Here is a 24,710-nt window from a genome sequence, read left to right on the forward strand (position 1 = left end):
TTCCCGGCCTGCGCTTGAGCGTCAGCCCCCTCGTTTTCAGGAGAACGAAATGTTCACCGGCATTATCGAATCCATCGGCAGCATCCGTGCAATGACCCCCAAAGGCGGGGATGTCCGCCTGCTGGTTGAAACCGGCAAGCTGGACCTCGGCGACGTCAAGCTGGGCGACAGTATCGCCGTCAGCGGCGTGTGCCTGACCGTCATCGAGCTGCCGGGCAACGGCTTTGCTGCCGATGTCAGCCGGGAAACCCTGGACTGCACCGCGATGAACGATCTTGCGGCCGGCAGCCCGGTCAACCTGGAAAAAGCCCTGACGCCCACCACACGCCTGGGCGGTCACCTGGTCAGCGGCCACGTCGACGGTGTCGGCGAAGTGGTGGCCCGCAGCGAAAACGCCCGCGCCGTGGAATTCCGTATCCGCGCGCCAAAAGAGCTGGCCAAGTACATCGCCCACAAAGGCTCGATCACCGTCGATGGCACCAGCCTGACCGTGAACGCCGTGAATGGCGCCGAATTTGAACTGACCATCATTCCCCACACCCTCAGCGAAACCATCATGGCCTCGTACCAGCCGGGTCGCCGGGTGAACCTGGAAGTGGACTTGCTTGCCCGTTACCTGGAGCGCCTGTTGCTGGGCGAAAAGGCCGCAGAGCCTGCATCAGGCAACATCACCGAAAGTTTTCTGGCCGCTAACGGCTACCTGAAATCCTGACCAAGGGGGGTGCCGCGTGGCGCTCAATAGCATCGAAGAACTGGTTGAAGACATCCGCCAAGGCAAGATGGTCATCCTTATGGATGACGAAGATCGCGAGAACGAAGGCGACATCATCATGGCCGCCGAGGCGTGCAAGCCCGAGCACATCAACTTCATGGCCAAGCACGCCCGGGGGCTGATCTGCATGCCCATGAGCCGTGAACGCTGCGAACTGCTCAAGCTGCCCTTGATGGCGCCGCGCAATGGCTCGGGTTTCGGCACCAAGTTCACCGTATCGATTGAAGCCACCACGGGCGTCACTACTGGCATTTCCGCCGCTGACCGCGCCCGCACCGTGCAAGCCGCTGCCGCGAAAGACGCCAAGGCCGAAGACATCGTCAGCCCCGGCCACATCTTCCCGCTGATGGCCCAACCGGGCGGTACCCTGGCCCGCGCTGGCCACACCGAAGCCGCCTGCGACCTGGCGCGCATGGCCGGTTTCGAGCCAAGCGGGGTGATCTGCGAAGTGATGAACGACGATGGCACCATGGCCCGTCGTACTGAACTCGAGGCCTTTGCCGCAGAGCACAACCTCAAGATCGGCACCATCGCCGACCTGATTCACTACCGGATGATCCACGAACGTACCGTTCAGCGGATTGCCGAGCAGCCACTGGACAGCGAGCTGGGCCAATTCAATTTGGTGACCTACCGTGATTCAGTGGAAGGCGACGTGCATATGGCCCTGACCCTGGGCAACATTTGCGCAGAAGAACCGACCCTGGTACGCGTACACAACATGGACCCACTGCGTGACCTGTTGATGGTCAAGCAGCCCGGTCGCTGGAGCCTGCGCGCCGCCATGGCTGCGGTTTCCGAGGCCGGCAGCGGTGTGGTGCTGTTGCTCGGTCACCCGCTCGATGGTGATGTGCTGCTGGCGCACATCCGCGAAACCGCCGACGCCGTGCCGGTGAAAAAACCGACCACCTATAGCATCGTCGGTGCCGGTTCGCAGATCCTGCGCGACCTGGGCGTGCGCAAAATGCGCCTGATGAGCGCACCGATGAAATTTAATGCGATATCCGGATTCGACCTGGAAGTTGTAGAATACGTGCCCTCCGAATAAAGGCTGGCGATTTTTGCCCCTTGTTCGCGGTTAAATCATCACTGAGGGACGCACTTTTCGCGTCCCGGCTCTTTAAGAGATTTGTCGAATGACCCTGAAGACCATCGAAGGTACCTTCATCGCCCCCAAAGGCCGCTATGCCCTGGTGGTTGGCCGCTTCAACAGCTTCGTGGTTGAAAGCCTGGTAAGCGGTGCGGTTGACGCCCTGGTTCGCCACGGTGTGAGCGAGAGCGATATCACCCTTATCCGTGCCCCTGGCGCCTTCGAAATTCCACTGGTTGCGCAAAAAGTTGCTCAGCAGGGTGAATACGCGGCGATCATCGCCCTGGGCGCGGTCATTCGTGGCGGCACCCCGCATTTCGAATACGTAGCCGGCGAATGCACCAAGGGCCTGGCCCAGGTGTCCATGGAGTTCGGCGTGCCAGTCGCTTTCGGCGTACTGACCGTGGATTCCATCGAGCAAGCCATCGAGCGTTCCGGCACCAAGGCCGGTAACAAAGGCGCTGAAGCTGCCTTGTCCGCCCTGGAAATGGTCAGCCTGCTGTCGCAGTTGGAGGCCAAGTGATTTCCGACGAAAGCGATCAGTTCAACCCTCAGGACCCGCGTCCTGCCGATGCCGGCAAACCGTCCAAGAGCGAGAAGCGCCGCAAGGCGCGTCAACTCGCGACCCAGGCGCTGTACCAGCGTCACCTGGCGGGCGCTTCGCTGAACGAAATCGAGGCACAGTTTCGCGTCGATAACGATTTCACCTTCGCCGACCAGAGCTACTTCCACGACATCCTGCACGGCGTGCATGCCAACCTGACCGAGATCGACACAGCCCTGGCGCCATGCCTGGACCTGACCATCGAAGAACTCGACCCGGTTGAGCTGTGCGTGATGCGCCTGTCCACCTGGGAGCTGCTCAAGCGCGTCGACGTGCCGTACCGCGTCGTGATCAACGAAGGCATCGAACTGGCGAAAGTCTACGGTTCGACCGACGGCCACAAGTTCGTCAACGGCGTGCTCGACAAGCTGGCCCCACGCCTGCGTGAAGCCGAAGTGAAGGAACACAAGCGCTAATCTGCGCTTGATTCCTCAATGGGTGAGTTTGAGCTGATCCGCACATACTTCGCCGCCGCGCCTTGTGCGCAAGGCGGCGAAGGCATTGCCCTGGGGATCGGCGACGACTGCGCCTTGCTGGCGCTTCCCGCCGGGGAGCAACTGGCAGTCTCCACCGATACGCTGGTGGCTGGCGTGCATTTTGCCGACCCCTGTGACCCGTTCCTGCTCGGCCAGCGCTCGCTGGCCGTGGCGGTGAGCGACCTGGCCGCCATGGGCGCCCACCCCCTCGCCTTTACCCTTGCCCTGACCACGCCGAGCGTCGAAGCCGATTGGCTGCAACGCTATGCCCAAGGCTTGAGCGCCATGGCGCAAAGCTGCGGCGTAGGCTTGGTGGGCGGTGACACCACCCGTGGGCCGCTGAGCCTGACCCTGACCGTGTTCGGCCGTGTGCCGGCTGGCCAGGCCTTGACGCGCAGCGGTGCACAGCCGGGTGATTTGCTGTGTGTGGGCGGCGAGTTGGGCAATGCCGCTGGCGCCTTGCCGCTGGTATTGGGGCAACGCACGGCTGACGCAGCAATCGCCGAGCCGCTGTTGGCGCATTACTGGTCGCCGCAACCGCAGCTGGCCCTGGGGCTGGCGCTGCGGGGCAAGGCGACAGCGGCGATGGATATCTCCGATGGGCTGTTGGCTGACTGTGGGCATATCGCCAAGGCGTCAGCGGTGCGCCTGGTGGTTGAGCGCCAGCGGTTGCCGTTGTCCGAGGCCTTGCTGGCGTTTGTCGGTGAAGACCAGGCTCAAGTAGCGGCGTTGAGCGGGGGCGACGACTATGTGTTGGCGTTCACCTTGCCACCGTCCGAGTTGGCGCCGTTGCAGGCGGGTGGCTGGCCGGTGCATCTGGTCGGTCGGGTCGAAACGGGGCAGGGCGTGACGCTGCTCGACGGCGACGGCCAGGACATCACCCCGGCCGTGCGCGGCTACCAGCATTTTCGCCAGACGCCCTGAGCCGGCGGTCTGCGCTACCCTTTAGACGATTATCCCGAGTAAGAGGCCGTGACTATGGCTGCATGCCGCTGGCTGCTGATCGTGCTGTGTACCTTCGTTTCCCTGGCCCAGGCGGACACTCCCGTGCCCGGCAAAATCGTGCTGGCCAGTGAGGAGTGGAACGACTACACCAACAGAGATGGTAGCGGCCTGGCCTGGGACCTGCTGCGCCGCGTCTTCGAGCCAGCAGGCATTACCCTGGAAACTCGCAGCGTGCCCTATACCCGATCGGTCGGCCTGGCCCAGCGTGGTGAGGCGGATGGTTGTGTCGGCACCTACCGCGATGAGGTCAGCGCAGTGCTGTACCCGCGCTGGAACTTCGACGCCGATCATGTCTACGCTCTCGGGCTGGCAACTTCACCCACGCCGACGTTGGCGACCCTGGGCAACTACCGCCTGGCCTGGGTGCGCGGCTATAAATACGAGGAATACCTGCCCACCGTGCGCCGCTTCAACCAGATCGAGCGGCGCAGCGGCATTCTGCCAATGCTGCAACACGGCCGTGCCGATTTTTATATCGACGCCCTCACCGAAGCCAAATACGTGCTCAGCCAGGCGCAAGACCCGGCGCTGTTCAAACTCACCCATATCGCTGAGCTGCCGCTCTACGTAGGCTTTGCCGACACCGAGCGCGGCAGGGCATTGATGGCCGTGTATGACCAGCGTTTGGGTATCCTGGTCCAGACCGGTGAGTTGAAATCGATATTCGAACGCTGGAAACAGCCGTATCCGTTCTGACGCCCATAGAACTGACTCAAAGGCCAATCGAACCTATTGATCTTTATCAGCGATAATTCAGCTTAAGCGTCTGTAGGAACGTGCTGTTACAATGCCCGCCTCTGTGAAATCTGAAATCAGGAGCACACGGTGCCCGTCGTTTTCGTCGCCGCTTCCAAGCTGCCTACCCCTTTTGCCACGTTCACCATGAACGGCTTTCTTGAAGAAGCCACCGGGCGCGAGCACGTTGTGCTCAGCCTCGGCGACATCACCGATGGCGCGCCGGTGCTGGGGCGTGTGCATTCCGAGTGCCTGACCGGCGATGCGCTGTTCAGCCAGCGCTGTGACTGCGGCTCGCAACTGGAGGCCGCACTGCAGGCCATCGCCCGTGAAGGGCGTGGCGTGCTGCTGTACTTGCGCCAGGAAGGCCGGGGCATTGGCCTGTTGAACAAGATCCGCGCCTACGAACTGCAAGATGGCGGCGCCGACACCGTGGAGGCCAACGAGCGCCTGGGCTTTGCTGCCGACCAGCGCGACTACGCCATCTGCCTGCCGATGCTCGAGCACCTGGGGGTCAAATCCCTGCGCCTGATGACCAACAACCCCCGCAAGGTCAAAGCCTTGACCGAGATGGGCATCACCGTGGCCGAGCGCGTGCCTCTGCACACCGGGCATAACCCGCACAACAAGCTCTACCTGGCCACCAAAGCCAGCAAGCTCGATCACATGATGGGCAACGAGCACCAGGGCGAGGTCGACCGCGCGTGACCCGTGGCCAGGTGAAACGGCGACTGTCCTTCAACTGGTGGCAGTACCTGGCCCTGGCGTTGCTGCCCTTGTTCGTGATCAACCTGCTGTTTGGCCGTGCTGAATCCTTGTTGCCCGTATTGGCCATGCCGTTCTTCATCGCCGGCGTGGCCTCGATGTTTCTCAGCCTGCGTTATTTTCACGCTTACAAACACGCGCTGATCGCCACCTCCAAAGCCCTTGATACTGCTGAAGAGCCCGCAGCCTGGATCACCCTGGCGGCGCGTCGGCGCACGGCGTTGCTGGTTGCAGCGTTACCGGCCTGGATCGGTGCGCTGGCGGTGTTCGTCGGCCTGGAGGCGGTGCCGCTGTTTCTGTTGGCGCTGTCGACGCTGGTGCTGTTCTACCTCTATCGCATACCGCGTCAGTTGGGATGAAGCGCTATTGGCTGGCGCTGCTGCTGGTAGTCAGTGCCCAGGCGTTGGCGGTCGAGCGGGTTGTCAGCCTGGCGCCGTCACTGTCCGAAATCGTGCTTGAGCTGGGTGCCGAGGACTTGCTGGTCGGCGTGCTTGACGGTGGTGACCGCCCGGCGGCGTTGGCGAAGGTGCCCTCGGTCGGGCACTACGGCCAGTTGGACATGGAGCGCCTGCTCAGCCTCAAGCCCGACTTGATCCTGCTGTGGCCTGGCAGCGTCGGCCCGGCCCAGCGCGAGCAGCTCCAGCGGTTGAATATCCCGGTGTACGTCGCAGAACCCCACAGCCTTGAACAACTGACCGCCCAGGTGCAGGCCATTGCCGAGCAATTGGGCCGCGCTGAGGCAGGGCGCCAGCTCGCGGTACAACTGCGTCAGCGCTTGGCCGAGTTGCGCCAGCGCTACCAGCGGGCCGAGCCGCTGCGGGTGTTTTACCAAGTGTGGAACCAGCCGCTGTACACCGTGGGCGGTGGGCAGATCATCAGCGATGCCCTCAGCGTGTGCGGGGCGCGCAATGTGTTTGATGACCTGAAGTTGCCGGCGCCGCAGGTGAATATCGAATCGGTGCTGGCGCGAGACCCCGAGGTGATCCTGGTGGGGGATCAGGCTCAGAAGGAGGCCTGGAAGGCATGGCCGGCGATGGCTGCTCGGGTGCGGTTGGTGCCGGACAAGGGCCTGGAGCGGCCCAGCGGGCAGATGTTGGAGGCGGTGGGGCGGTTGTGCCAGGTGATTGCGCCGAACTTGTGACAACGCTATCGCAGGCAAGCCAGCTCCCACTGGGGAATGCATTTCAATTGTGGGAGCTGGCTTGCCTGCGATGACGCCGGATCAGGCTACTTAGATCTCAGGTGTCCACGTCACCCCAACCATCCACACCCGACCTTCTTCACGATAATTCTGGCTTTCCCCGAGGTAGCTGTACTTCGCCCGTGCGTAAGACTTGTCCAGCACGTTATCCACCTTCAACGACAACGACACCTCCCGGTTCAACGCCCAACTACTGCGCAGCCCCAACAAGGCATAACCGCCCAGACGGTTGCGGTTGGCTTCATCGTCGTAGCTGCTGCTGATCGCTTGCCAGCTGGCGCCGAGACCGAGTTGATCAAATTGCCGGTCCAGATCCAGGTTCACCGTTCGCCGGGCGCGACGTGCCAGGGTGTGGCCGTTGTCACGGTCACGCGGGTCGATAAGCGACAGGCCCAGGTTGCCCTGCCAGCCAAACAGTTCCTGCTTGAGCGCCGCTTCAAAGCCGTTGATCCGCGCCGACGCCACGTTTTGCGGCTTGCCAGCGTCAAGGATAATCGCGTCGCTCAGGTCGGTGCGGTACAGCGAGGCTTCCAGGCGCGTGCTGTCGCTCAGTTGGCTGCGCCATTGCAGCTCGTAGCTCTTTGATGTCTCGGGCTGCAGGTTGGGGTTGCTGTACTGGGTGTCGGGGTAATAGAGGTCGTTGAAGGTTGGTGCACGAAAGCCTTCGCTGTAGCTCAAGAGCAAGTCATTGTCGGGGTTGACCGGCAAGGTCAGGGTGCCGCTCCAACTGTTCTGGCCGCCGAACTGCTGGTTCTGGTCACGGCGCAGGCCCAGCTCGGTGGAAAACCATTGGCTTTGGAAGCGGTGCTGCACGAAGGCCGCCCGGTTCCAGCGGCTGTTCTCGGTAAAGGTGGTGGAACCGTGGAAACGGTCTTCATACCAGTCGCCACCGACGATCAGGCTGTTTTGCTCGTCCAGGGTCAGGTCGTTCTGCCAATTGACCGAGTCGCGGTAGGTGTTGAATGCGCTGTAATCATCGCTGAGGGTATCGCGCTTGGTGTCGCGGTTTTCACTGTGGCCCAGCTCCAGCCGTGACCGCCAGCTGTCATTGAGCTTGGCATCGACATAGCCGCTGGCGCTGCTCACGGTGTAGTCGGTGTAGGGTTTCTGGCCCAGGCTCTGCCCGGTGGCGCCGTCGTAGCGGCCATAACTGTTGTCGTACTCCGACTTGCCACGGTTATCCAACAGGTTGAAGCCCGCCTCCAGCTCATCGCTGAACGAATGGCTGAGGTTCAGGCTGATGGACTGGTTGCGGTAGGCATCATGGTCGCCGTCACTGGGAAACGACGCGTGGCTCGCGTTGATACCGGCGGTTTCATCCAGACTCGCGCCCAGGTTGAAGCGCGTGTGTTCATCGCCGCCCGACAGGCCCAAGCTGCGCTCCCAGGTCTGGTTGCTGCCAAAGCCCAGTTTCAAGCGCGGCTGCAAGCCTTGCTCGGCATTGCGCCGGGTAAACACCTGAATCACCCCGCCAATCGCATCGCTGCCGTAAATCACCGAACGTGAACCGCGCAGCACTTCCACCCGTTCAATCTGATCGACGTTGAGGTATTGCAAGCCGCTGTCGCCGGAGGTGGTGTTGGCGATGCGTTGGCCGTCCACCAGCACCAGGCTCTGCGCCGACTTGGTGCCGCGAATGAAAATCCCCGGCAAACTGCCACGCCCACCGGTTGGCGCAACTTGCACGCCCGGCACGCGGCTGAGCAGGTCGGTGACGCTGGTGGACTGAAGGCGGTCGATGTCTGCGCGGGTGAATACGGTGTTGGCGGCGCTGCTGTCATTACGCGCCTGGACTTGGCGGTTGGCGCTGATGACCACGTCGGAGAGCTTCAGGGCCTGGTCGCGGGTCTCGGCGTGCAGGTCAGCGCAGGGTAGCAGCAGGGCAAGGCACAGGCGTTTCATGGGCTGTCCATAGCATTCGAAGGTCATGCAAAACCACTGTGGGAGCTGGCTCGCCTGCGATAGCGGTGTATCTGACACATTGTTAGCGAATGTGCCGCCGTCATCGCAGGCAAGCCAGCTCCCACATTTGGGGCAGATTACAGATTCAGTAGCGCCAGGCGCTCGCGAACGGACGCCTCGATACCCGCCTCATCCAACCCGCATTCAGCCAGCATCTGCGCCGGCTTGGCGTGCTCAACGTATACATCCGGCAAGCCCAGGTGCAGCACCGACTTGAGGATATTCTCCCGCGCCAGGAACTCGCTGACCGCCGCACCGGCGCCGCCCATGATGGCGTTCTCTTCGACGGTCACCAGCAGCTCATGGCCAGCGGCGATCTCGCGCACCAACGCGTCATCCAGTGGCTTGACGAACCGCATGTCGACCACGGTAGCGTCGATCTTCTCAGCGACTTTCAAGGCTTCGGCCAGTTGTACGCCAAACACCAGGAATGCAGTTTTGCTGCCTTGGCGACGCACGATGCCTTTACCGATTTCAATCGGCTCCAGGTCTTTTTCGATCACGGCGTTCGGGCCGGTGCCGCGCGGGTACCGCACAGCGGCCGGGCCGTTGTACAGGTGGCCGGTGCTGAGCATCTTGCGCAGTTCGTTCTCGTCGCTCGGAGTCATCACCAGCATGCCGGGGATGCAGCGCAGGTACGAGAGATCGAAACTGCCGGCATGGGTCGGGCCGTCTTCGCCTACCAGGCCGGCGCGATCGATGGCGAACAGCACATCGAGGTTCTGCACCGCCACATCGTGAACCAGCTGGTCATAACCGCGTTGCAGGAAGGTGGAGTAGATCGCCACTACTGGCTTGGCGCCTTCGCAGGCCATGCCGGCCGCGAAGGTAACGGCGTGTTGCTCGGCAATCGCCACGTCGAAGTAACGCAGCGGGAAACGCTCGCTGAACGCCACCAGATCGGAGCCTTCCTTCATCGCCGGGGTAACCCCTACCAGACGCGGGTCGGCGGCGGCCATGTCGCACAGCCATTCGCCAAACACCCCGGAATACTTCGGCCCGCTGGCCTTTTTCGGCGCGGCGGCGGGGGCATCGAGGGGTTCGAGCTTGGTGATCGCGTGGTAACCAATCGGGTCGACTTCCGCCGGAGCGAAACCTTTGCCTTTTTTGGTGACGATATGCAGGAATTGCGGGCCCTTGAGGTCGCGCATGTTGCGCAACGTGGCGATCAGGGTGGGCAGGTCGTGGCCGTCGATAGGGCCGATGTAGTTCCAGCCCAGCTCTTCGAACAGGGTGCCGGGTACCAGCATGCCCTTGGCGTATTCTTCGGTGCGACGCGCGATTTCCCACGCGCCAGGCAGGCGCGACAGCACTTTCTTGCTGCCTTCGCGCATGCTGGCGTAGGTACGGCTGGAGAGGATCTTCGCCAGGTAATTGGACAGGCCACCCACGTTGCGCGAAATCGACATGTCGTTGTCGTTGAGGATCACCAACATGTTGGCGTCCACTTCCGGCGCATGGTTCAGCGCTTCGAAGGCCATGCCTGCGGTCAGCGCGCCATCACCAATCACCGCAATCGCCTTGCGCTCACTGCCTTGCAGGCGGGCGGCAATCGCCATGCCCAGCGCTGCACTGATGGACGTGCTGGAGTGGCCGACGCCAAAGGTGTCGTACTCGCTCTCGGAACGGCGCGGGAAGGCGGCCAGGCCGTCCTTCTGGCGCAGGCTGGCCATGCGCTCGCGACGGCCGGTGAGGATTTTATGCGGATACGCCTGGTGGCCCACGTCCCACACCAGCCGGTCGTCCGGGGTGTCGAACACGTAATGCAAGGCGATGGTCAGCTCGATCACGCCCAGCCCGGCGCCAAAATGCCCACCGGTCTGGCCGACCGTGTAGAGCAATTCCAGGCGCAGCTCATCGGCCAGGGTTTCCAGCTCGGCTTCACCCAGTCGACGCAGGCCGTCCGGCGTGGCAGCACGGTCGAGCAGGGGCGTAGACGGGCGTTTGCGGGGAATCTCTTGAAACGTCGTGGGCATCAGGCGAATCGTTATAGGTATAGAAGAGGCGGCAGTTTACCTCAAGCCGTGCAAACTGCCCACGCAGAGGGCCTAACTTGGCCGATATGCGGCGCAAATGGCCGCGGCTGTCAGTGGCGACGTTCGACGATATACCGCGCCAGGTCACGCAGTGGCTCGGCCGCCGCGTCGAAAGGTCGCAGGGCATCCAGGGCCTGGTCGCGCAGTTCGACGGCATACGCCTTGGCGGCTTGCAGCCCCAGCAATGCAGGATAAGTCGGCTTGTCCCGTGCGATATCGGCGCCTTGGCGTTTGCCGAGGGTGGCGGTATCACTTTCCACGTCGAGAATATCGTCCTGCACCTGGAAGGCCAGGCCGATAGCGCGGGAATAGGTCTGCAGGGCCGCCAATTGCTCGGCGTTGGCGCGGCCACTGGCCAGGGCGCCCAACTGCACGGCCGCCTCAATCAGCGCGCCGGTCTTGTGGCGATGCATGTGTTCCAAGGCTTTTTGATCCAGCTTGAGGCTGACCGAGCCCATGTCGATGGCTTGCCCGCCGACCATGCCAGCCGGGCCTGCGGCGTGGGCCAAGGCGGTGACCATGCGCAGGCGGATCTCGGCGTTGACGCTGCTTAGCGTCGGGTCCAGCAATGCGCTGAACGCCAGGCTCTGCAAGCCATCTCCGGCCAGAATTGCGTAGGCCTCATCGAAGGCTTTGTGGGTGGTGGGCTGGCCGCGACGCAAATCATCGTCGTCCATTGCCGGTAAGTCGTCGTGCACCAGGGAATAGGCGTGGATCAACTCGACCGCACAGGCCGCACCATTCGCCTCGGCTGCCGGCGCCCCGAGAGCTTCGCAGGCGGCATAGGCCAGCAACGGGCGCACACGCTTGCCGCCATTCATCACGCTGTAGCGCATGGCCTCATAGAGGCGCGTCATTTCCGGGCTTGGCGCAACAAACAGGGGCTCCAGCGCGGCATTCACCCGGGCTTGGCTACTGGCCTGGTATGCGCTGATCATTCCGGCTGTTCCGCATCGAAAGGCTCTTCGGCCAACTCCCCGTCACGCTCCAGCAACACCTGGACCTTCTGCTCCGCCTGCGCCAACGCGCTCTGACAGTCGCGGGTCAGGCCGATGCCTTGCTCAAACGCTGTCAACGAGTCTTCCAGCGACAACTCGCCGTTCTCCAGACGCTCGACCAGGGCTTGCAGGTCGGCGAGGGATTGTTCGAAATCGAGTGCAACTTTTTTGCGGGCCATGGCGGCAATTCCGGTAGACGGTAAACCGGCGCGACACTAGCAGACATGGGGGATTGGGGCAAATGAGTGGCGCACACACGGTGGTGTAAGCCGATTGATGAGTTTATTCGGCTCACCGAGTCTCAGCTTGCCTTCGTGGCCACCGAGCACTCCCCCTGCGCCGCTTTCAATTGGGCCTCGAAGACCAATAAACCCCGATGCATATTCTGCAATGCCACAATTTGCATGGCTAACGCTTGCTTCTTATTGGCGATGGCTTGATCAGCCTTGTCCCAAGGAAGCGCGTCACCCTCGTACCCCTGCAAAATCTCCTGTAATTCCTTGAGCTTGAACCCCAGCTGTTGCGCGCACTTTATAAACATCAGCCGCTCGACACTCTGCGCGGTATAAACGCGATAACCGCCCTCACGCGCAGGTGCTGGCATCAGCCCGATCGCCTCATAGTGACGAATCGCCTTGATGGTCGTGCCGGACAACTGCGCGGCTTTGCCGATGTACATGAAAACTCCCTTTTTCAAATAGTGCGCCGGCCTGTTTCAGCCACTTGGCCCGCTGCGTCAGCGAAGAGCCCAGCACCGGCCCCAACAGCAGCGTCTTGCTCGTCGCGATGCCGCACAGCGCCAGCGTGGTGCGCCGCATCTGGTAGATGGCCGGCATGCGATAAACCCAGCGGTAATACCACGACGGCGTGTCCAGGGTCACTAACAAGTGCGCGGTTCTGCCCTTTAATAACTTGTCTGGGAATGCCTTGCCTGCGCGGTATTTGAAGGCAAAGCCGGGTAGGAAAACGCGGTCGATAAAGCCCTTCATCAGTGCCGGGACACCGCCCCACCAGACAGGGAACACCCACGCCAGGTGCTCGGCCCAAAGGATGTCGGACTGGGCGCTGAGCAAGTCGGGCTCCAGCGTCTGTGCCTGGGTATAGCCATGATTAAGGATGGGGTCGAACCTGAGATCACCCAGGCGCAGGACGCGGACTTCGTGGCCGGCCGTTTTCGCAGCGTGGATATAGGTGCGCGCGAGGGCGGAACAAAAGCTATCGGAGGACGGGTGGCCGAGAATGACCAGAATGCGCTGACTCATGGTGATAAGTTCTGAGAAAAGGGCATTCAGGGTAGGGGGTGCCGTATAGGGGAGAGTCAAGTGCCAGCAGGACCTTTCTGTGAGGTACGCGGGACCCTTCCTGAACTGTTCTCGAATGCTTGTGACGGTACTGTGGGCTGGCTAGCCTGCCTTCCCTGACATCAGGGTTCTTCGCCGCGCGATTTCAAGTACAGGCGTGCTTTTGCTAAGGCGTGGTCGGATTCGGAAAATTGTGCAACAGGCTGCTGCACAATTGTCTTGGTGCCATCAAGTCGCGCTTTTGGACAAACTTCCCGGCAGACGAGCAAATCGAGCGAGAGTTGGCGGGGTAGCCAGGGGCTTTTCGGTGGTTGAAAAATGTAAGGAAAAATCTCACGCGTGAGCTATTGAGTACCTTGCGGATTGCCTGTAGATTTTCTCACGCGTGAGTTTTTCACAGCGAGGTCAGTACCATGAACAGCAGCTCTCCATCGAGCCCATCAACTGGGCCCGATACCGATTCAACAAGCCTCAAGGGAGAGCGCTTGAAGCCGTCCGCAAAAAAGCCGTCGAGCTTTTACATGAAGCAGATGCGTGCGGGGCTGGCGGCGGCCGGTTATGTGAAACACGAGACTTGGGTGCTTCCCGAAAACCGAAGCCTGCTCAAGCAAATGGAGAAACAGCTACGCCAACCGATCCTGGCTGGCTCATTCATGTCGGAGAATTTCATGAGCGCAGGTACCAACTGGAATATCGATCGCCTCTTCAGTGCTCTTCAGGCGCTGGATGACGTGACGTCCAATGACATTACGCTTTCTCTCGTCCAAGGCTCCGAGTCCAGCATCAAGCTGGAGATGAACGACTTTGGTGGCTTGCCGATTTACATCGCGGTGGTGGGCGAGCAAATCATCGTGGATACCGTCCTGGTCGACGCCGAGTCCATCAACGATGTCGCGAAATTCAACGACGCCGTGCTGCGCAGCCGGGAGATGTTCCCGTTGTCGTCCATCGGTATCGAGTCCATGCCGAACGGGCAGGTGGTTTACAACATGTTCGGTGCGCTCAGCTCCGACTCCAGCCTGACCAACATCGTGACCGAGGTGAAAACCCTGGTTGATAACGTGCAGCGCGCCAGCGAAGCCTTCGAACGTTTCTTCATTTAATTATTCGGGAAAATCCAATGACTCAGTCCATCTGGAGCAAATTGTTCACCGCGTTGCGTGGCGGTGCCAGCGAAGTCGGCGAATCGATCGTCGACCAACAGGCCCTGCGCATCCTAGACCAGGAAATTCGCGATGCCGACAGCGCCTTGGCCAACGCCAAGCGTGAATTGGTAAGCATCATGGCCAAGCACAAACTGGCGGCTGATCGCGTTGGCGAGTACGACGCCAAGATCAAAGACCTGGAATCCAAGGCGATGGCCGCTATCCAGGCCAACCGTGAAGACCTCGCCCTGGAAGTGGCCGAAGCCATTTCGACCCTGACCAACGAGCGGGACGTGGAGCAAAAGCAGACCACCGAGTTCGGTGGGTACGCTGAAAGCATGCGCAAAGACATCACCAAGGCCGAGAGCCGCATCAAAAGCCTGCGCCAGCAAGTGGACATGGCCAAGGCTCGCGACAGCGTGCAAAAGGCCCAGGTCAGTGCCTCCATTGCCAGCGGTGGTGCCAACGGCAAGCTGGAAACCGCCGTCGGTACGCTCAACCGCTTGCAGGCCAAGCAGCAGCAACGTGCCGCTGAGCTGCAAGCCCAGGATGAGCTGGCTGATGCGTCAACGGGCACGGACCTGGAGCGCAAACTGCGCGATGCCGGCATCACGCCGAACGAAGGCAGTGCCAATGCGATTCTGGAGCGTCTGAAGCAAAAGTCGGCTGAGTAATCAACGCAGGTCAGTTAAGCCTGCAACTCTGTGGGGAGGGAGCTTGCTCCCGCTGGGCTGCGCAGCAGTCCTGTTTTTGGGGCCGCTTTGCGCCCCAGCGGGAGCAAGCTCCCTCGCCACAGTCGCAGTGCCTTTCTTTTGTATGTTGAGGTCAGGATGAACGCCTTGAAGGGTTTCAAGACAATCGCAGGCCTGGCCCTCTTCATGGTCGCGCTGCAACTGCTCAATGTGGCGACCGGTTACAGCCTCATGGCATTCGGGCTAATCCCGAGAACGGTGCAGGGTCTGTTCGGCATCCTCTCCTCGCCGTTTTTGCACGCCTCCTTCGCCCACCTGAGCGCCAACCTGATTGCCTTTGTGATCCTGGGTTCTCTGGTCATCATCGAAGGGGTCAACCGGTTCATCGCCGTCAGCGCCATCATCATTCTGCTGGGCGGCTTGTTGGTCTGGCTGTTTGGTTTTTCGGGCGTACACGTCGGCGCCAGCGGTTGGGTGTTCGGGCTATGGGCCTATCTGCTGTCTCGCGCCTGGTTTCACAGAAGCTGGGGCAATTTGCTAACAGCCGCTGTCGTGGCTTTGCTGTATGGCGGACTGGTCGTGGGCTTCCTTCCGCGGCAGGGCGTTTCCTTCGAAGGGCATCTGTTTGGTGCGCTCGCCGGATTTATTGCAGCCAAGGTACTTCTATCCACGCCGCGCAGCGGGTTTAATGCCGGGTGAACGCACTTGAGCATCCAGACGCCGAGGCGATGCTGTCGTCAGGATTCAAGCACCCAGGGAGCCAGGGGCCAAATGTCGATTTTCCTACTGTTACGCATGTACGCCTCGTCCCTCTTTCACCGCTTCGGTTGGGCAGGGCTGATCGTTGCCTTGGGTGTCCACCTGAGCACGGCTTACCTGGGCCTGGTGTTGCTGGGCGAACAACACCTCACCGCTCCCGCCACGTTTATCTACTTCTACCTCACCACCACACTCACCGTCGGCTATGGCGACCTCGCGCCGCAGACCTCGGCGGGACGAATTTTCGTGGCGGCCTGGGTCATGCTCGGGGGCATTGCGCTGCTCACGGCAGCCATCGGAAAAACCACCAGCAGTGTTATCGATGCATGGAGAAAAGGCATGAAGGGCAAAGGTGATTTCACCGGCAAGGTCGGCCATACCGTGCTGATCGGCTGGGAGGGCGCGTCCAGCGAGCGGGTGATTGAGTTGTTGCTGCAAGACGAAACCTCGAACGACAACCTGATCGTGATCTGCGATTGCAGCCTTGAAGAAAACCCGATGCCGGGCAAAGCAGCGTTCATCCGCGGCGAAAGCCTGTCCTCCACCGCACTGTTGCTGCGTGCCGGTGTGCCCGGTGCCGAGCGTGTGCTGGTGCGAACCCCGTCTGATGACCTGACGCTGGCCACCGTGCTGGCGGTGAACCAACTGAGCCCCGTCGGGCATGTGGTCGCCCACTTCAACGAAAGTGAAATCGCTGCACTGGCCAGCTCCTACGCCCCGCGCCTGGAATGCACGTCCAGCATGGCGATCGAAATGCTGGTGCGCGCCTCTCAGGATCCGGGCTCGTCGGTGGTCATCAATGAGTTGCTGTGCGTGGGGCAGGGCGCCACCCAGTACCTGATGAAATTGCCCGAAGCCTTTGAGGCAACATTCGGCGAGCTGTACACGCAGATGAAGGAGCGCCACAACGCCACCCTCATCGGCTATCGCGCCAAAGGTGTTCAGCAGCCATCGATCAACCCGCCCAGTGCCACAGAGGTCAAAGGCGGCGAACTCTTCTACATCGCTTCCACTCGCCTTAAGGAAATCTCCCATGGGATGGCTTAAACAGTTGATGGGGCTTGAGGCCCCAAAAGCCACTACCGACTCGAGCCGAACCGCCAGCCCAAGCCTGCCTGCTACCGGTCCTTTGGGCCTGGCGCCGGGCAAGGGCGTGATGTTCGACACCACCCTGAAATTGCTGCTCGATGAAAAAACCAACGTGGTGATCCCCGGCTCCCAGGAAATCTGGAGCAATGGCACCATCGATCTTGGCCAGTCCACCTGGCTGTCGCGCTATTACATGAACGACGAAGATTATTGGTTGCAGGTGCACACCACCGGCCAGATAGCGGGCCAGGTCGAGTCAGTGATTCTGTTCAACTACCTCAGCTACGTCACCATCAGCAGTGAAGCGGAACTGCGCAGGCTGGCGGGCCCACAGAGCCTGATCGGGCTGCCGACCTACACCCACGACGGCGTTGAGTACTTCCGGGAGTGGGGCAGCGAGGACGGCCAGACCGAATTGGTGGCGATGAGCGAACAGGTCACCAGCCCAGAAGCCACCTACAGCGTCGAGCACCGTTCGATGCTATACGCCCGCGACACCGGCCTGACCGACCGTCGAGAGTTCCTGCTGTTCTCCGTCGAAGAAGATGCCGAAGGCACCATCAGCCTGAGCACATCCCTGGGCATTTCGCTGTACACCACCGACCTGACTACGCTCTAAAAAAAGGAAGCCGTCCATGCTAGAAGCACTCTCCATCTCCCTCAACAAAGCTGCGGTGCTCGGCTTTGTCCTCTACATCCTGGGGGCTGCGGTACTGTTCGCGCTGTTCCAGTTCATCTACACCCGCATCACCCCGCACAAGGAGTTCGAACTGATCCGTGCGGGCAACACCTCCGCAGCGGTCGCCCTGGGCGGTGCCATCGTCGGTTTCGCCATTCCGGCCAGCAATGTGATTGCCTACTCGATCAACGTTCTCGACTTCATCGTCTGGGCCGTGATCGCCGCCGTCGTCCAACTGCTGGCGTTCCTGCTAACCAGCCTGGTGCTCAAAGGCACGTCCGAGCGCATCAAGAAGGGCGAACTGGCGGCCGGTATCTACGTGGCCGCGGTGGCCATCAGCGTCGGCATGCTGAATGCCGCGTGCATGACGCCCACCTCGAACTGATTGCCCACGGAGCTCCCGATGAAACGAAGCAAGTACGTCCAGCTGTCGCTGGCAGCGTCGGTCGCCATGGCGATATCCGGCTGCGGCCCAACGGAAAAAACCTACGACCTGCAAAAGAAGTACAACTTCCAGTCGGTACAGCAATGCGCCGATGAAAAACTTCCGGTAGACGTCTGCTCGGACGCCTACATGACGGCCATGGCCGAGCATCGCCGCATTGCGCCGGTGTATGACAGCCAGGCCGATTGCGACGCCGACTTTGTTGCTGATTGGTGCCAGCAAGACTCCACCGGCAAATTCATCCCGCGCTTGGGCGGTTTCGAACTGACCGCCGAAGGCCAGGTGACCCAATCCCAGGTCGACGCTGCCAATGCGCAAGCGGCCAACGCTCAGGCCAGCGGCGGCGGCTCAGGCTTCTCCACCAGCAGCCTGCTGACCGGCTTGCTGATCGGCAACATGCTGAGCAACAACCGCAACAGCTACCGTTCGGAACCGGTGTACCGCTATCGCGATGATCGCGGCAACTACGGTAATTCGACGCTCAACCAGCGTGTGTCCAATGGCGCGACCTTTGGCCGCTCCAACCAGGCCCGCTACGGCAGCAGCAATTACACCAACACGCTGCGCTCTTCACCTAAGTCGAGCTCGGTTTCATCGGCCACCTCCCGCGGCGGCTTCGGCAGCAAAGCCAGCGCACGCAGCGGCTGGGGCGGCGGGTCGAGCAGCTAAGGACACCGGCCATGAAGAAGATCCAATGCGCAGAGCGTCATGACTGGAAACATACAGCCGAGAGTCTTGGCTTCCTGTTCCATACCATCGACGGCGAACCTTACTGGGACGAAAGCGCGTACTACCAGTTCACGCTCAAGCAAATCGAGCGCGACCTCGAAGACCCGACCACCGAGCTCCATGATATGTGCATGGACCTCGTCGCCCGCGTGGTCCACAGCGAAGAACTGCTTGAACGCCTGAGCATCCCCGCGCCTTTCTACGACATGATCCGAACCTCATGGCTCGAAGGTCACCCGCACCTGTACGGGCGCATGGACTTCTCCTACAACGGCAGCGGGCCCGCCAAGTTGCTGGAGCTCAACTACGACACCCCCACCAGCCTCTACGAAGCAGCCGCGTTTCAGTGGGGCTGGCTGGAACAATGCATCGAGCGCGGCCTGCTGCCCAAGCACGCCGACCAGTTCAATAGCATCGACACCAAACTGCACCAGGCCTTCGCCCAACTGCAGGTCAACCAGCCGTTCTACTTCGCCTCGATGAAAGACTCCATCGAAGACAAAGGCACCACCGACTACCTGCGTCTGGTTGCCGAAAAAGTCGGCATCGAATCGCGCCACATCGACGTCGAAGACATCGGCCTGACCAGCGAAGGCCGCTTCGTCGACCTTGAAGATCGCTGGATCCCCCACCTGTTCAAACTGCACGCCTGGGAGTTCATCTTCCACGAGCCCTTTGGTGCGGCGATTGCCCAGAGCGACACACAGTTCTTCGAGCCCGCGTGGAAATCCATTATTTCCAACAAAGGCATCCTGCCGCTGCTGTGGGAATTCAACAAAGGCCACCCCAACCTGCTCGCGTCCCACCTGGACACCGACCCAGGCAAAGCCGTGCCAAAAGGCTGGGTGCGCAAACCGTTCTTCTCCCGGGAAGGCGCCAACATCGAACTGCAAACCGCCGACGGCCTGATCGTAAAAGAAGACGGTCCCTACACGGATGCGCCCTTCATCCTTCAAGAGTTCGCACCGCTGCCAAAATTTGGGGACAGCTACACGCTGATCGGCTCCTGGGTCATTGGCGACCAGGCGGCGGGGATTGGGGTGCGAGAGGACAATAGCTTGATCACCAAGGACTCAAGCCGGTTTCTGCCGCACTTGATCCTGGATTAAGGAAGTTGATCGTTCCCACGCTCCGCTTGATCGTTCCCACGCTCCGCGTGGTAATGCATCCAGTGACGCTCCGCGTCACCCACACGCATCTCAATCTACGCCCATAAAAAAGCCTGCCTTTTCAGGCAGGCTCAATACGGAGCATGGCAGTCTTAGCTCTGGCGAGCAGACAGGGCCGAGTAGCTGTTCATCAAATTGCGATAGTTAGGAATCCGCTGGGACAACAAATTCCCCAGCCCTTCGATATCGTTGCGCCAGTCGCGGTGCAACTCACACGCCACCGAGAACCAGTTCATCAACTGTGCACCGGCCTGTGTCATCCGGCTCCACGCCGCCTGCTGCACCGTGGTGTTGAACGTGCCCGACGCATCCGTCACCACAAACACCTCAAACCCTTCCGCCAGCGCCGACAACGTCGGGAACGCCACACACACATCCGTCACCACACCGGCAATGATGATCTGCTTACGCCCGGTGGCCTTGATCGCCTTGACGAAATCCTCGTTGTCCCAGGCATTGATCTGACCAGGGCGAGCGATATACGGCGCGTCCGGGAACATCTCCTTCAACTCCGGCACCAGCGGGCCGTTAGGGCCTTGCTCGAAACTGGTGGTGAGGATGGTCGGCAAGTTGAAGAACTTGGCCAGGTCAGCCAGGGCCAGCACGTTGTTCTTGAACTCGTTGGGGGAGAAGTCCTGCACTAGGGAGATCAGGCCGGTCTGGTGGTCGACCAGCAGAACAATGGCGTCGTCTTTGTTCAAGCGGTTGTAGGTTGCAGTGCTCATGGTTGAATCCTTTTTTTGTTTAGGTTGGTTGGGCGTTGCGTTCAACATGGGCACAGATTAATGGGTGGGTGACGGGGGATAAATCGGGTGGGAGGAGTCTTACTGTCAACTCAAGGTGGACAATGGTTAAGGCGCGATTTCAGGCCTCAGGTCGCTGCGCAGAACAGGAATGAATTGTCTGCCTCAATGACATTGATTGAAGGGTGGGCCAGCAGCTGTTGGGTAATTGAACGGTGTTTTACGGGCATTAAAAAGCCGGCTTGTGGCCGGCTTCTCGGGGACTGCCTCAGCTTGTTTTTGACAAACCTCACCAGCCTTCAAATCGCTCAGCCCACATTGCGTCAGGCTGAATAGTAGGGGCATCCGCGGGAACTCCTCCGCTTCGCCGGCAGGAAATCAGCTAAAAGCGACCCCTGCCAAATGTGCGGCGCATGATACCCACATTCACCTCAGTTGCCCACCTCCGGTTCCGATTTAGAGCCTTCCCAGCCCAGCAGGTGTTCATCCAGTGGCACCGGTGGGCGGCGGTTGTTGAGGGTGGACCACCAGAATACCCAGCCGACGATCTTGAAGCTTTGTTCGAAGCGCTCCTCATGGTTGAGGTATTCGTCCGGGTGTTCGCTGGCGTTGTGGCTGCGCATGCGCAGGCCGCCGCCAGGACGGTTGTAGAGGTATTTGATGCGCAGCATGCCGTCGTGTTCGACGGCGTAGATTTCACCGTCGATGATTTGGGTGCGGCCTCGGTCGATGGCGAGGGTGGCGCCTTGTTGGATGATGTCGATCATGCTGTTGTCGACCATGTAGGCGCCTATCGCGCGGTCGGGGTTGACGTTGAGGGTTTCCAAATTGTGCAGGGAGACGCGGATGCGTTCGGTTGAGGTGAAGGTGGGGTGGAGAGGGATCTCCACGTCGGTTTTTTCCGGGCGGCAGGCGGGGCCTGTAAGGTATTTGCCTGTGTCTTCGCGGGTGGTTGCAATCCTTGCGATGGGGCCTTCCAACAGGTAGTTGGCAGGCGGGTGCTTGGGGCCTTTACCGTCGCTTAACCAGCGACTTGAGACGCACAGCAATTCTGCGATCTCGTTGAGTCGGCCCATGGGGACGCCGCGTTTGAACCAGTTGTTCACGTGCTGAGGCGTGACGCCGCGGTTCTTGGCGAAGTCGGAGGCGGAAAGATGAACTTCCCGTAGTAGTGCTTTTAAACGATCACCTGATGTATTCATAAACGCAGAGTTTACTGGCCGGAAAGTCCCATCAAATAAACCATGCGTTGATTTGCCGTTGTAGGATCTGGCTTAGTTATGGCTTGATCTTTCATGTATGCAACTTGATTAAACGCCGCAACTAAAAATTGAACTTGATGTTTAGTCTGGCCCATAAAAAAGCCCCGAATTAACGGGGCTTTTTATTTGCCGTGGCAATGAGGTGCGGGTGTCAGCCTTTGTAGGCAGCAACCGACTTCATGATCTCGGCGCGGGCGGCGTCTGCGTTGCCCCAACCGTCGATCTTCACCCATTTGCCTTTTTCGAGGTCTTTGTAGTTCTCGAAGAAGTGCTTGATCTGTTCCAGCAGCAGTGGCGGCAGGTCGGTGTATTCCTTCACGTCCACGTACAGCTGGGACAGCTTGTCGTGTGGCACTGCGATGACTTTGGCATCGCCGCCGCCGTCGTCGGTCATGTTCAGGATGCCGACTGGGCGGGCGCGGATAACCGAGCCTGGGGTGACCGGGTAAGGGGTCACGACCAGCACGTCGAGGGGGTCACCGTCGTCAGCCAGGGTGTTGGGGATGAAACCGTAGTTGGCCGGGTAGAACATCGGGGTGGCCATGAAACGGTCAACGAACAGGCAGTCGCTGTCTTTGTCGATTTCGTATTTGATCGGCGCGTGGTTGGCCGGAATTTCGATGGCGACGTAGATGTCGTTCGGCAGGTCTTTGCCAGCCGGAATCTTGCTGTAGCTCATTGGGCGTTGCCCCCGTTAGTTGGCCATATGACATGGCCGGATTGGCCTAAAAGTGGCGGCGATTATAGGCATATTCTGACGCCGATGCCATGCGCCAAGCGTCGTACGGTCATTCGCCCTGTGGCGAGTAGCGCGGGTCGCTGGCTTGCAGTTGAGTCAGGCGGGCCAGCGGATCCTGGCGATAAAAGCGGCTGAGTTGGGCGTACACCTCTGGATAACTATTGACCAGTAAATCCGGGGCGCTGAAGAAATACTCGCTGGTGACGGCAAAGAACTCCGCCGGGTTTTCCGCAGCGTAAGGGTCTATCTCGGTTTCGGCGTCCGGGTTGGCGTCCAGCTGACGGTTGAGCTCATCGAAGGCGCCTTGCATCACGCTGGCCCAGTCCTGCACGCGCATGTCGTGGTGCAGCGGTGGCAGGCCGTTGGCGTCGCCGTTGAGCATGTCCAGCTTGTGCGCCAGCTCGTGGATGACCAGGTTGTAGCCTTCCCATTGGCCGCTGGCGAGCACACCAGGCCAGGCGAGGATCACCGGGCCTTGTTGCCAGGCTTCGCCGCTGTGTTCGCCGTCCCATTCGTGCTCCACGCCGCTGGCATCGCGATGGCGTTGCGGGCTGAGGAAGTCGTCGGGGTACAACACGATCTCATGGAAACCCTGGTACCAGTCGAGGTCGCCCAGGTTCATCAGCGGCAATTGCGCCTGGGCGGCGAGCAGCAGGCGTTGTTCCTGGTGCAGTTCGACGCCGGGCAGGGCGGTGAGGTGTTTTTCGCTGAGGAACACCACGCAGGCTTCGCGCAGCCACTGGTCTTGCTCCGGCGTGATGCCGTCGAGGAAGGTCAGGTGGTGGCGCACCCGTTGCCAGGTGTCATCGGCAATCGGGTGCTTGGCCAGCAGGCGCCGGCGACGCCAGGCGCTGAGGGACCACACGGGGGGTCAGTGCGGGTTGGCTTCGGAGGACGTGCGGCCAAAGCGGCTGCGCACTACGCCAATAATCATCGGCACCAGTGACAGCAGGATGATGAACACCACCAGCAGCGACAGGTTCTTCTTGATAAAAGGCACGTTGCCGAAGAAGTAACCCAAGGTCACCAGGCCACCGACCCACAGGATGGTGCCCAGTACGCTGAAGCCGAAGAAGCGCGGATACGGCATCTTGGCCACGCCCGCGACGAACGGCGCGAAGGTGCGCAGGATCGGCAGGAAGCGCGCCAGGGTCACGGTCTTGCCGCCATGCTTGTCGTAGAAGTCGTGGGTTTTTTGCAGGTAGTCGCGGCGGAAGATCTTGGAGTTCGGGTTGCTGAACAAGCGCTCGCCCGCCGTTCGTCCGATCACGTAGTTGGTGCTATCGCCGAGGATGGCCGCCAGCATCAGCAGGCCGGCCAGCAGGACTGGGTCCATACCGCCGCCAGCCGCTACAGCACCGGCGATGAACAGCAAGGAGTCGCCCGGCAGGAAAGGCATGACCACCAGGCCGGTTTCGCAAAAAATCACCAGGAACAGAATGGCGTAGATCCACGGACCGTAATTGGTTACCAGCATGTCGAGGTAGACGTCGAGATGCAGGATAAGGTCGAGCGGGTTGAAATCCATGGATGGCACCTGTGTGAATAGCCCGACTCAGCGGGCTTGTGCGGAAGCTCAGGCAATAAGGCTACAAGTAATTGTCGCGGTTCTTACAACCCTGAAAGGTCGGCATTATACGGATTGAGAGGTGAAAAGCGTGTGGCTTTTGTAGCGGGGAGTGTCGCGAAATTGTGAAGGGGTTGGGCTTCAAGCCAGTCGCCGGATCCAATGTGGGAGTTGGCTTGCCTGCGATAGCGGTGGGTCAGTATGAGAAATGCTCGCTGACACTCCGCCATCGCAGGCAAGCCAGCTCCCACAAGGATATTGCGGTGTCTGGCTGACTGGTTTTCAGTCTTCGTTGATCGGCAACACGTAGTTTTTGAATTCGGTGTCTTCGCGAAACCCAATCGATTCATAGGTCTTCTGCGCCACGTCGTTATCGCTGCTGGTCGATACCCGCAACCGTACAGCGTGGGTGTCCTTGGCCATTTTCTTGGCCGTGCGCATCAGGTTGTCAGCCACCAGTTGCCGGCGTGCGTCCTCGGCCACATAGATGTCGTTGAGGATCCACACCCGCTTGAGCGACAGCGAAGAAAAACTCGGATACAGCTGGCAAAACCCCAGCAGCCGCTTGTCGTCATCGTCGGCCAGGGCCAGGTAGATCACCGACTCCTTGCGCCGCAGGCGCTTCTCCAGAAAGGCCCGTGACGAGTCCGGGAACGGCAAGGCCCCGTAGAACTCGCGGTATTTGACGAACAACGGGGTCAACAGGTCCAGGTGTTCCAGGGTCGCTTGAGTAATCCGCATGCCAGG

The 24,710-nt window shown here is 60.6% G+C and carries 29 protein-coding genes and 1 pseudogene; 18 read left to right on the top strand and 12 right to left on the bottom strand.

All coding sequences use genetic code 11. The features are described from left to right. The first annotated feature begins 49 nt into the window (after positions 1-49). From BT204_RS21635 to BT204_RS21675, 9 genes are all read left to right on the top strand, one after another. Entirely contained in the window at positions 50-712 is a 663-nt protein-coding gene (locus tag BT204_RS21635; protein WP_014720128.1) for a riboflavin synthase, read from the top strand. Between the two features lie 16 nt (positions 713-728). Beyond that, entirely contained in the window at positions 729-1,820 is a 1,092-nt protein-coding gene (gene ribBA, locus BT204_RS21640; protein ID WP_003194579.1) for a bifunctional 3,4-dihydroxy-2-butanone-4-phosphate synthase/GTP cyclohydrolase II, read from the top strand. 88 nt (positions 1,821-1,908) lie between these two features. Further along, positions 1,909-2,385: a 6,7-dimethyl-8-ribityllumazine synthase gene (gene ribE / locus BT204_RS21645; RefSeq protein WP_003194576.1), complete on the top strand. Its 477-nt coding sequence runs from the start codon at positions 1,909-1,911 to the stop codon at positions 2,383-2,385. Continuing rightward, positions 2,382-2,882 (top strand): transcription antitermination factor NusB, encoded by a 501-nt coding sequence (gene nusB, locus BT204_RS21650; protein WP_014720126.1) that lies wholly within the window; start codon positions 2,382-2,384, stop codon positions 2,880-2,882. Before ribE ends, nusB begins: the two co-directional genes overlap by 4 nt. A gap of 18 nt (positions 2,883-2,900) precedes the next feature. Continuing rightward, a complete protein-coding gene (thiL, locus tag BT204_RS21655; protein ID WP_072448226.1) occupies positions 2,901-3,866 on the top strand; it encodes a thiamine-phosphate kinase in 966 nt (321 codons plus the stop codon). Positions 3,867-3,920: 54 nt separating this feature from the next. After that, entirely contained in the window at positions 3,921-4,643 is a 723-nt protein-coding gene (locus BT204_RS21660; RefSeq protein WP_072448231.1) for a substrate-binding periplasmic protein, read from the top strand. 129 nt (positions 4,644-4,772) lie between these two features. Next, on the top strand, positions 4,773-5,390 hold the full coding sequence (gene ribA, locus BT204_RS21665; protein WP_005791841.1) for a GTP cyclohydrolase II: 618 nt from the start codon (positions 4,773-4,775) through the stop codon (positions 5,388-5,390). After that, on the top strand, positions 5,387-5,806 hold the full coding sequence (locus BT204_RS21670; protein WP_044269046.1) for a hypothetical protein: 420 nt from the start codon (positions 5,387-5,389) through the stop codon (positions 5,804-5,806). Before ribA ends, BT204_RS21670 begins: the two co-directional genes overlap by 4 nt. Continuing rightward, positions 5,803-6,588 carry a cobalamin-binding protein gene (locus BT204_RS21675; protein WP_072448233.1) on the top strand — a complete coding sequence of 262 codons (786 nt, stop codon included), beginning with the start codon at positions 5,803-5,805 and terminating at the stop codon, positions 6,586-6,588. The genes BT204_RS21670 and BT204_RS21675 overlap by 4 nt, the downstream gene beginning before the upstream one ends. Positions 6,589-6,678: 90 nt before the next feature. On the opposite strand, the gene BT204_RS21680 is transcribed toward BT204_RS21675, so the two are convergent. The 6 genes from BT204_RS21680 to BT204_RS21705 all read right to left on the bottom strand — a co-directional run bounded on the left by BT204_RS21680 (position 6,679) and on the right by BT204_RS21705 (position 12,906). Then, entirely contained in the window at positions 6,679-8,550 is a 1,872-nt protein-coding gene (locus BT204_RS21680) for a TonB-dependent receptor domain-containing protein (RefSeq protein WP_072448235.1), read from the bottom strand. Between the two features lie 137 nt (positions 8,551-8,687). Beyond that, positions 8,688-10,586, bottom strand: coding sequence for a 1-deoxy-D-xylulose-5-phosphate synthase (dxs, locus tag BT204_RS21685; RefSeq protein WP_057975577.1), 1,899 nt, complete (start codon positions 10,584-10,586; stop codon positions 8,688-8,690). Positions 10,587-10,696: 110 nt separating this feature from the next. Beyond that, on the bottom strand, positions 10,697-11,584 hold the full coding sequence (gene ispA, locus BT204_RS21690; protein ID WP_072448236.1) for a (2E,6E)-farnesyl diphosphate synthase: 888 nt from the start codon (positions 11,582-11,584) through the stop codon (positions 10,697-10,699). After that, on the bottom strand, positions 11,581-11,823 hold the full coding sequence (locus tag BT204_RS21695; protein WP_003194556.1) for an exodeoxyribonuclease VII small subunit: 243 nt from the start codon (positions 11,821-11,823) through the stop codon (positions 11,581-11,583). The genes ispA and BT204_RS21695 overlap by 4 nt, the downstream gene beginning before the upstream one ends. 122 nt (positions 11,824-11,945) lie before the next feature. Then, positions 11,946-12,323, bottom strand: a complete 378-nt coding sequence (locus BT204_RS21700) for a MerR family transcriptional regulator (protein ID WP_054896931.1) — start codon at positions 12,321-12,323, stop codon at positions 11,946-11,948. Then, positions 12,262-12,906, bottom strand: coding sequence for an NAD(P)H-dependent oxidoreductase (locus BT204_RS21705; RefSeq protein WP_072448238.1), 645 nt, complete (start codon positions 12,904-12,906; stop codon positions 12,262-12,264). The genes BT204_RS21700 and BT204_RS21705 overlap by 62 nt, the downstream gene beginning before the upstream one ends. A 162-nt stretch (positions 12,907-13,068) precedes the next feature. On the opposite strand from BT204_RS21705, the pseudogene BT204_RS28205 reads away from it, so the two are divergent. The 9 genes and pseudogenes from BT204_RS28205 to BT204_RS21745 all read left to right on the top strand — a co-directional run. Further along, positions 13,069-13,204 (top strand): annotated as a pseudogene (locus BT204_RS28205) (DUF1016 N-terminal domain-containing protein); the annotation flags it as partial. Between the two features lie 262 nt (positions 13,205-13,466). Next, entirely contained in the window at positions 13,467-14,048 is a 582-nt protein-coding gene (locus tag BT204_RS21710; protein ID WP_034126864.1) for a YjfI family protein, read from the top strand. 17 nt (positions 14,049-14,065) lie between these two features. Continuing rightward, positions 14,066-14,764, top strand: coding sequence for a PspA/IM30 family protein (locus BT204_RS21715; RefSeq protein ID WP_057975573.1), 699 nt, complete (start codon positions 14,066-14,068; stop codon positions 14,762-14,764). Between the two features lie 156 nt (positions 14,765-14,920). Continuing rightward, positions 14,921-15,481: a rhomboid family intramembrane serine protease gene (locus BT204_RS21720; RefSeq protein WP_054896928.1), complete on the top strand. Its 561-nt coding sequence runs from the start codon at positions 14,921-14,923 to the stop codon at positions 15,479-15,481. Positions 15,482-15,553: 72 nt separating this feature from the next. After that, the gene (locus BT204_RS21725) at positions 15,554-16,588 is read left to right on the top strand and encodes an ion channel (protein ID WP_072448242.1); all 1,035 of its coding nucleotides are present in this window, start codon (positions 15,554-15,556) and stop codon (positions 16,586-16,588) included. Further along, the gene (locus BT204_RS21730) at positions 16,575-17,249 is read left to right on the top strand and encodes a DUF2491 family protein (RefSeq protein WP_054918144.1); all 675 of its coding nucleotides are present in this window, start codon (positions 16,575-16,577) and stop codon (positions 17,247-17,249) included. The genes BT204_RS21725 and BT204_RS21730 overlap by 14 nt, the downstream gene beginning before the upstream one ends. A 16-nt stretch (positions 17,250-17,265) precedes the next feature. Beyond that, positions 17,266-17,694, top strand: coding sequence for a DUF350 domain-containing protein (locus tag BT204_RS21735; RefSeq protein WP_003194539.1), 429 nt, complete (start codon positions 17,266-17,268; stop codon positions 17,692-17,694). An 18-nt stretch (positions 17,695-17,712) separates the two neighbouring features. Beyond that, on the top strand, positions 17,713-18,423 hold the full coding sequence (locus BT204_RS21740) for a DUF1190 domain-containing protein (protein ID WP_034126869.1): 711 nt from the start codon (positions 17,713-17,715) through the stop codon (positions 18,421-18,423). 11 nt (positions 18,424-18,434) lie between these two features. Beyond that, positions 18,435-19,592 carry a glutathionylspermidine synthase family protein gene (locus BT204_RS21745; protein WP_072448244.1) on the top strand — a complete coding sequence of 386 codons (1,158 nt, stop codon included), beginning with the start codon at positions 18,435-18,437 and terminating at the stop codon, positions 19,590-19,592. A gap of 152 nt (positions 19,593-19,744) precedes the next feature. Here the strand turns inward: BT204_RS21745 and ycaC are convergent, their stop codons facing one another. The 6 genes from ycaC to BT204_RS21780 all read right to left on the bottom strand — a co-directional run bounded on the left by ycaC (position 19,745) and on the right by BT204_RS21780 (position 24,704). Further along, a complete protein-coding gene (gene ycaC / locus BT204_RS21750) occupies positions 19,745-20,377 on the bottom strand; it encodes an isochorismate family cysteine hydrolase YcaC (protein WP_014720109.1) in 633 nt (210 codons plus the stop codon). Between the two features lie 449 nt (positions 20,378-20,826). After that, positions 20,827-21,597, bottom strand: a complete 771-nt coding sequence (locus tag BT204_RS21760; RefSeq protein ID WP_034126892.1) for a LexA family transcriptional regulator — start codon at positions 21,595-21,597, stop codon at positions 20,827-20,829. Between the two features lie 211 nt (positions 21,598-21,808). Then, on the bottom strand, positions 21,809-22,336 hold the full coding sequence (ppa, locus tag BT204_RS21765) for an inorganic diphosphatase (RefSeq protein ID WP_003176323.1): 528 nt from the start codon (positions 22,334-22,336) through the stop codon (positions 21,809-21,811). Positions 22,337-22,445: 109 nt separating this feature from the next. Then, a complete protein-coding gene (locus BT204_RS21770) occupies positions 22,446-23,261 on the bottom strand; it encodes a M90 family metallopeptidase (protein WP_054896916.1) in 816 nt (271 codons plus the stop codon). 6 nt (positions 23,262-23,267) lie between these two features. Further along, on the bottom strand, positions 23,268-23,924 hold the full coding sequence (locus BT204_RS21775; RefSeq protein WP_003194521.1) for a DedA family protein: 657 nt from the start codon (positions 23,922-23,924) through the stop codon (positions 23,268-23,270). Between the two features lie 321 nt (positions 23,925-24,245). Next, positions 24,246-24,704: a GNAT family N-acetyltransferase gene (locus BT204_RS21780; RefSeq protein WP_014720105.1), complete on the bottom strand. Its 459-nt coding sequence runs from the start codon at positions 24,702-24,704 to the stop codon at positions 24,246-24,248. Positions 24,705-24,710: the final 6 nt, after the last annotated feature.

Origin of the sequence: Pseudomonas sp. NFPP02 (assembly GCF_900119355.1) — a bacterium.
Taxonomy (GTDB): Bacteria; Pseudomonadota; Gammaproteobacteria; order Pseudomonadales; family Pseudomonadaceae; genus Aquipseudomonas; species Aquipseudomonas paracarnis.

What these genes read in the sequence shown, in the direction of transcription:
- BT204_RS21635 (WP_014720128.1), top strand. Translation starts at nt 50, where the DNA reads ATGTTCACCGGCATTATCGAATCCATCGGCAGCATCCGTGCAATGACC.
- ribE (WP_003194576.1), top strand. Translation starts at nt 1,909, where the DNA reads ATGACCCTGAAGACCATCGAAGGTACCTTCATCGCCCCCAAAGGCCGC.
- thiL (WP_072448226.1), top strand. Translation starts at nt 2,901, where the DNA reads ATGGGTGAGTTTGAGCTGATCCGCACATACTTCGCCGCCGCGCCTTGT.
- BT204_RS21660 (WP_072448231.1), top strand. Translation starts at nt 3,921, where the DNA reads ATGGCTGCATGCCGCTGGCTGCTGATCGTGCTGTGTACCTTCGTTTCC.
- BT204_RS21675 (WP_072448233.1), top strand. Translation starts at nt 5,803, where the DNA reads ATGAAGCGCTATTGGCTGGCGCTGCTGCTGGTAGTCAGTGCCCAGGCG.
- BT204_RS21680 (WP_072448235.1), bottom strand. Translation starts at nt 8,550, where the DNA reads ATGAAACGCCTGTGCCTTGCCCTGCTGCTACCCTGCGCTGACCTGCAC.
- dxs (WP_057975577.1), bottom strand. Translation starts at nt 10,586, where the DNA reads ATGCCCACGACGTTTCAAGAGATTCCCCGCAAACGCCCGTCTACGCCC.
- ispA (WP_072448236.1), bottom strand. Translation starts at nt 11,584, where the DNA reads ATGATCAGCGCATACCAGGCCAGTAGCCAAGCCCGGGTGAATGCCGCG.
- BT204_RS21695 (WP_003194556.1), bottom strand. Translation starts at nt 11,823, where the DNA reads ATGGCCCGCAAAAAAGTTGCACTCGATTTCGAACAATCCCTCGCCGAC.
- BT204_RS21700 (WP_054896931.1), bottom strand. Translation starts at nt 12,323, where the DNA reads ATGTACATCGGCAAAGCCGCGCAGTTGTCCGGCACGACCATCAAGGCG.
- BT204_RS21705 (WP_072448238.1), bottom strand. Translation starts at nt 12,906, where the DNA reads ATGAGTCAGCGCATTCTGGTCATTCTCGGCCACCCGTCCTCCGATAGC.
- BT204_RS21710 (WP_034126864.1), top strand. Translation starts at nt 13,467, where the DNA reads ATGAAGCAGATGCGTGCGGGGCTGGCGGCGGCCGGTTATGTGAAACAC.
- BT204_RS21715 (WP_057975573.1), top strand. Translation starts at nt 14,066, where the DNA reads ATGACTCAGTCCATCTGGAGCAAATTGTTCACCGCGTTGCGTGGCGGT.
- BT204_RS21720 (WP_054896928.1), top strand. Translation starts at nt 14,921, where the DNA reads ATGAACGCCTTGAAGGGTTTCAAGACAATCGCAGGCCTGGCCCTCTTC.
- BT204_RS21725 (WP_072448242.1), top strand. Translation starts at nt 15,554, where the DNA reads ATGTCGATTTTCCTACTGTTACGCATGTACGCCTCGTCCCTCTTTCAC.
- BT204_RS21730 (WP_054918144.1), top strand. Translation starts at nt 16,575, where the DNA reads ATGGGATGGCTTAAACAGTTGATGGGGCTTGAGGCCCCAAAAGCCACT.
- BT204_RS21735 (WP_003194539.1), top strand. Translation starts at nt 17,266, where the DNA reads ATGCTAGAAGCACTCTCCATCTCCCTCAACAAAGCTGCGGTGCTCGGC.
- BT204_RS21740 (WP_034126869.1), top strand. Translation starts at nt 17,713, where the DNA reads ATGAAACGAAGCAAGTACGTCCAGCTGTCGCTGGCAGCGTCGGTCGCC.
- BT204_RS21745 (WP_072448244.1), top strand. Translation starts at nt 18,435, where the DNA reads ATGAAGAAGATCCAATGCGCAGAGCGTCATGACTGGAAACATACAGCC.
- ycaC (WP_014720109.1), bottom strand. Translation starts at nt 20,377, where the DNA reads ATGAGCACTGCAACCTACAACCGCTTGAACAAAGACGACGCCATTGTT.
- BT204_RS21760 (WP_034126892.1), bottom strand. Translation starts at nt 21,597, where the DNA reads ATGAATACATCAGGTGATCGTTTAAAAGCACTACTACGGGAAGTTCAT.
- ppa (WP_003176323.1), bottom strand. Translation starts at nt 22,336, where the DNA reads ATGAGCTACAGCAAGATTCCGGCTGGCAAAGACCTGCCGAACGACATC.
- BT204_RS21775 (WP_003194521.1), bottom strand. Translation starts at nt 23,924, where the DNA reads ATGGATTTCAACCCGCTCGACCTTATCCTGCATCTCGACGTCTACCTC.
- BT204_RS21780 (WP_014720105.1), bottom strand. Translation starts at nt 24,704, where the DNA reads ATGCGGATTACTCAAGCGACCCTGGAACACCTGGACCTGTTGACCCCG.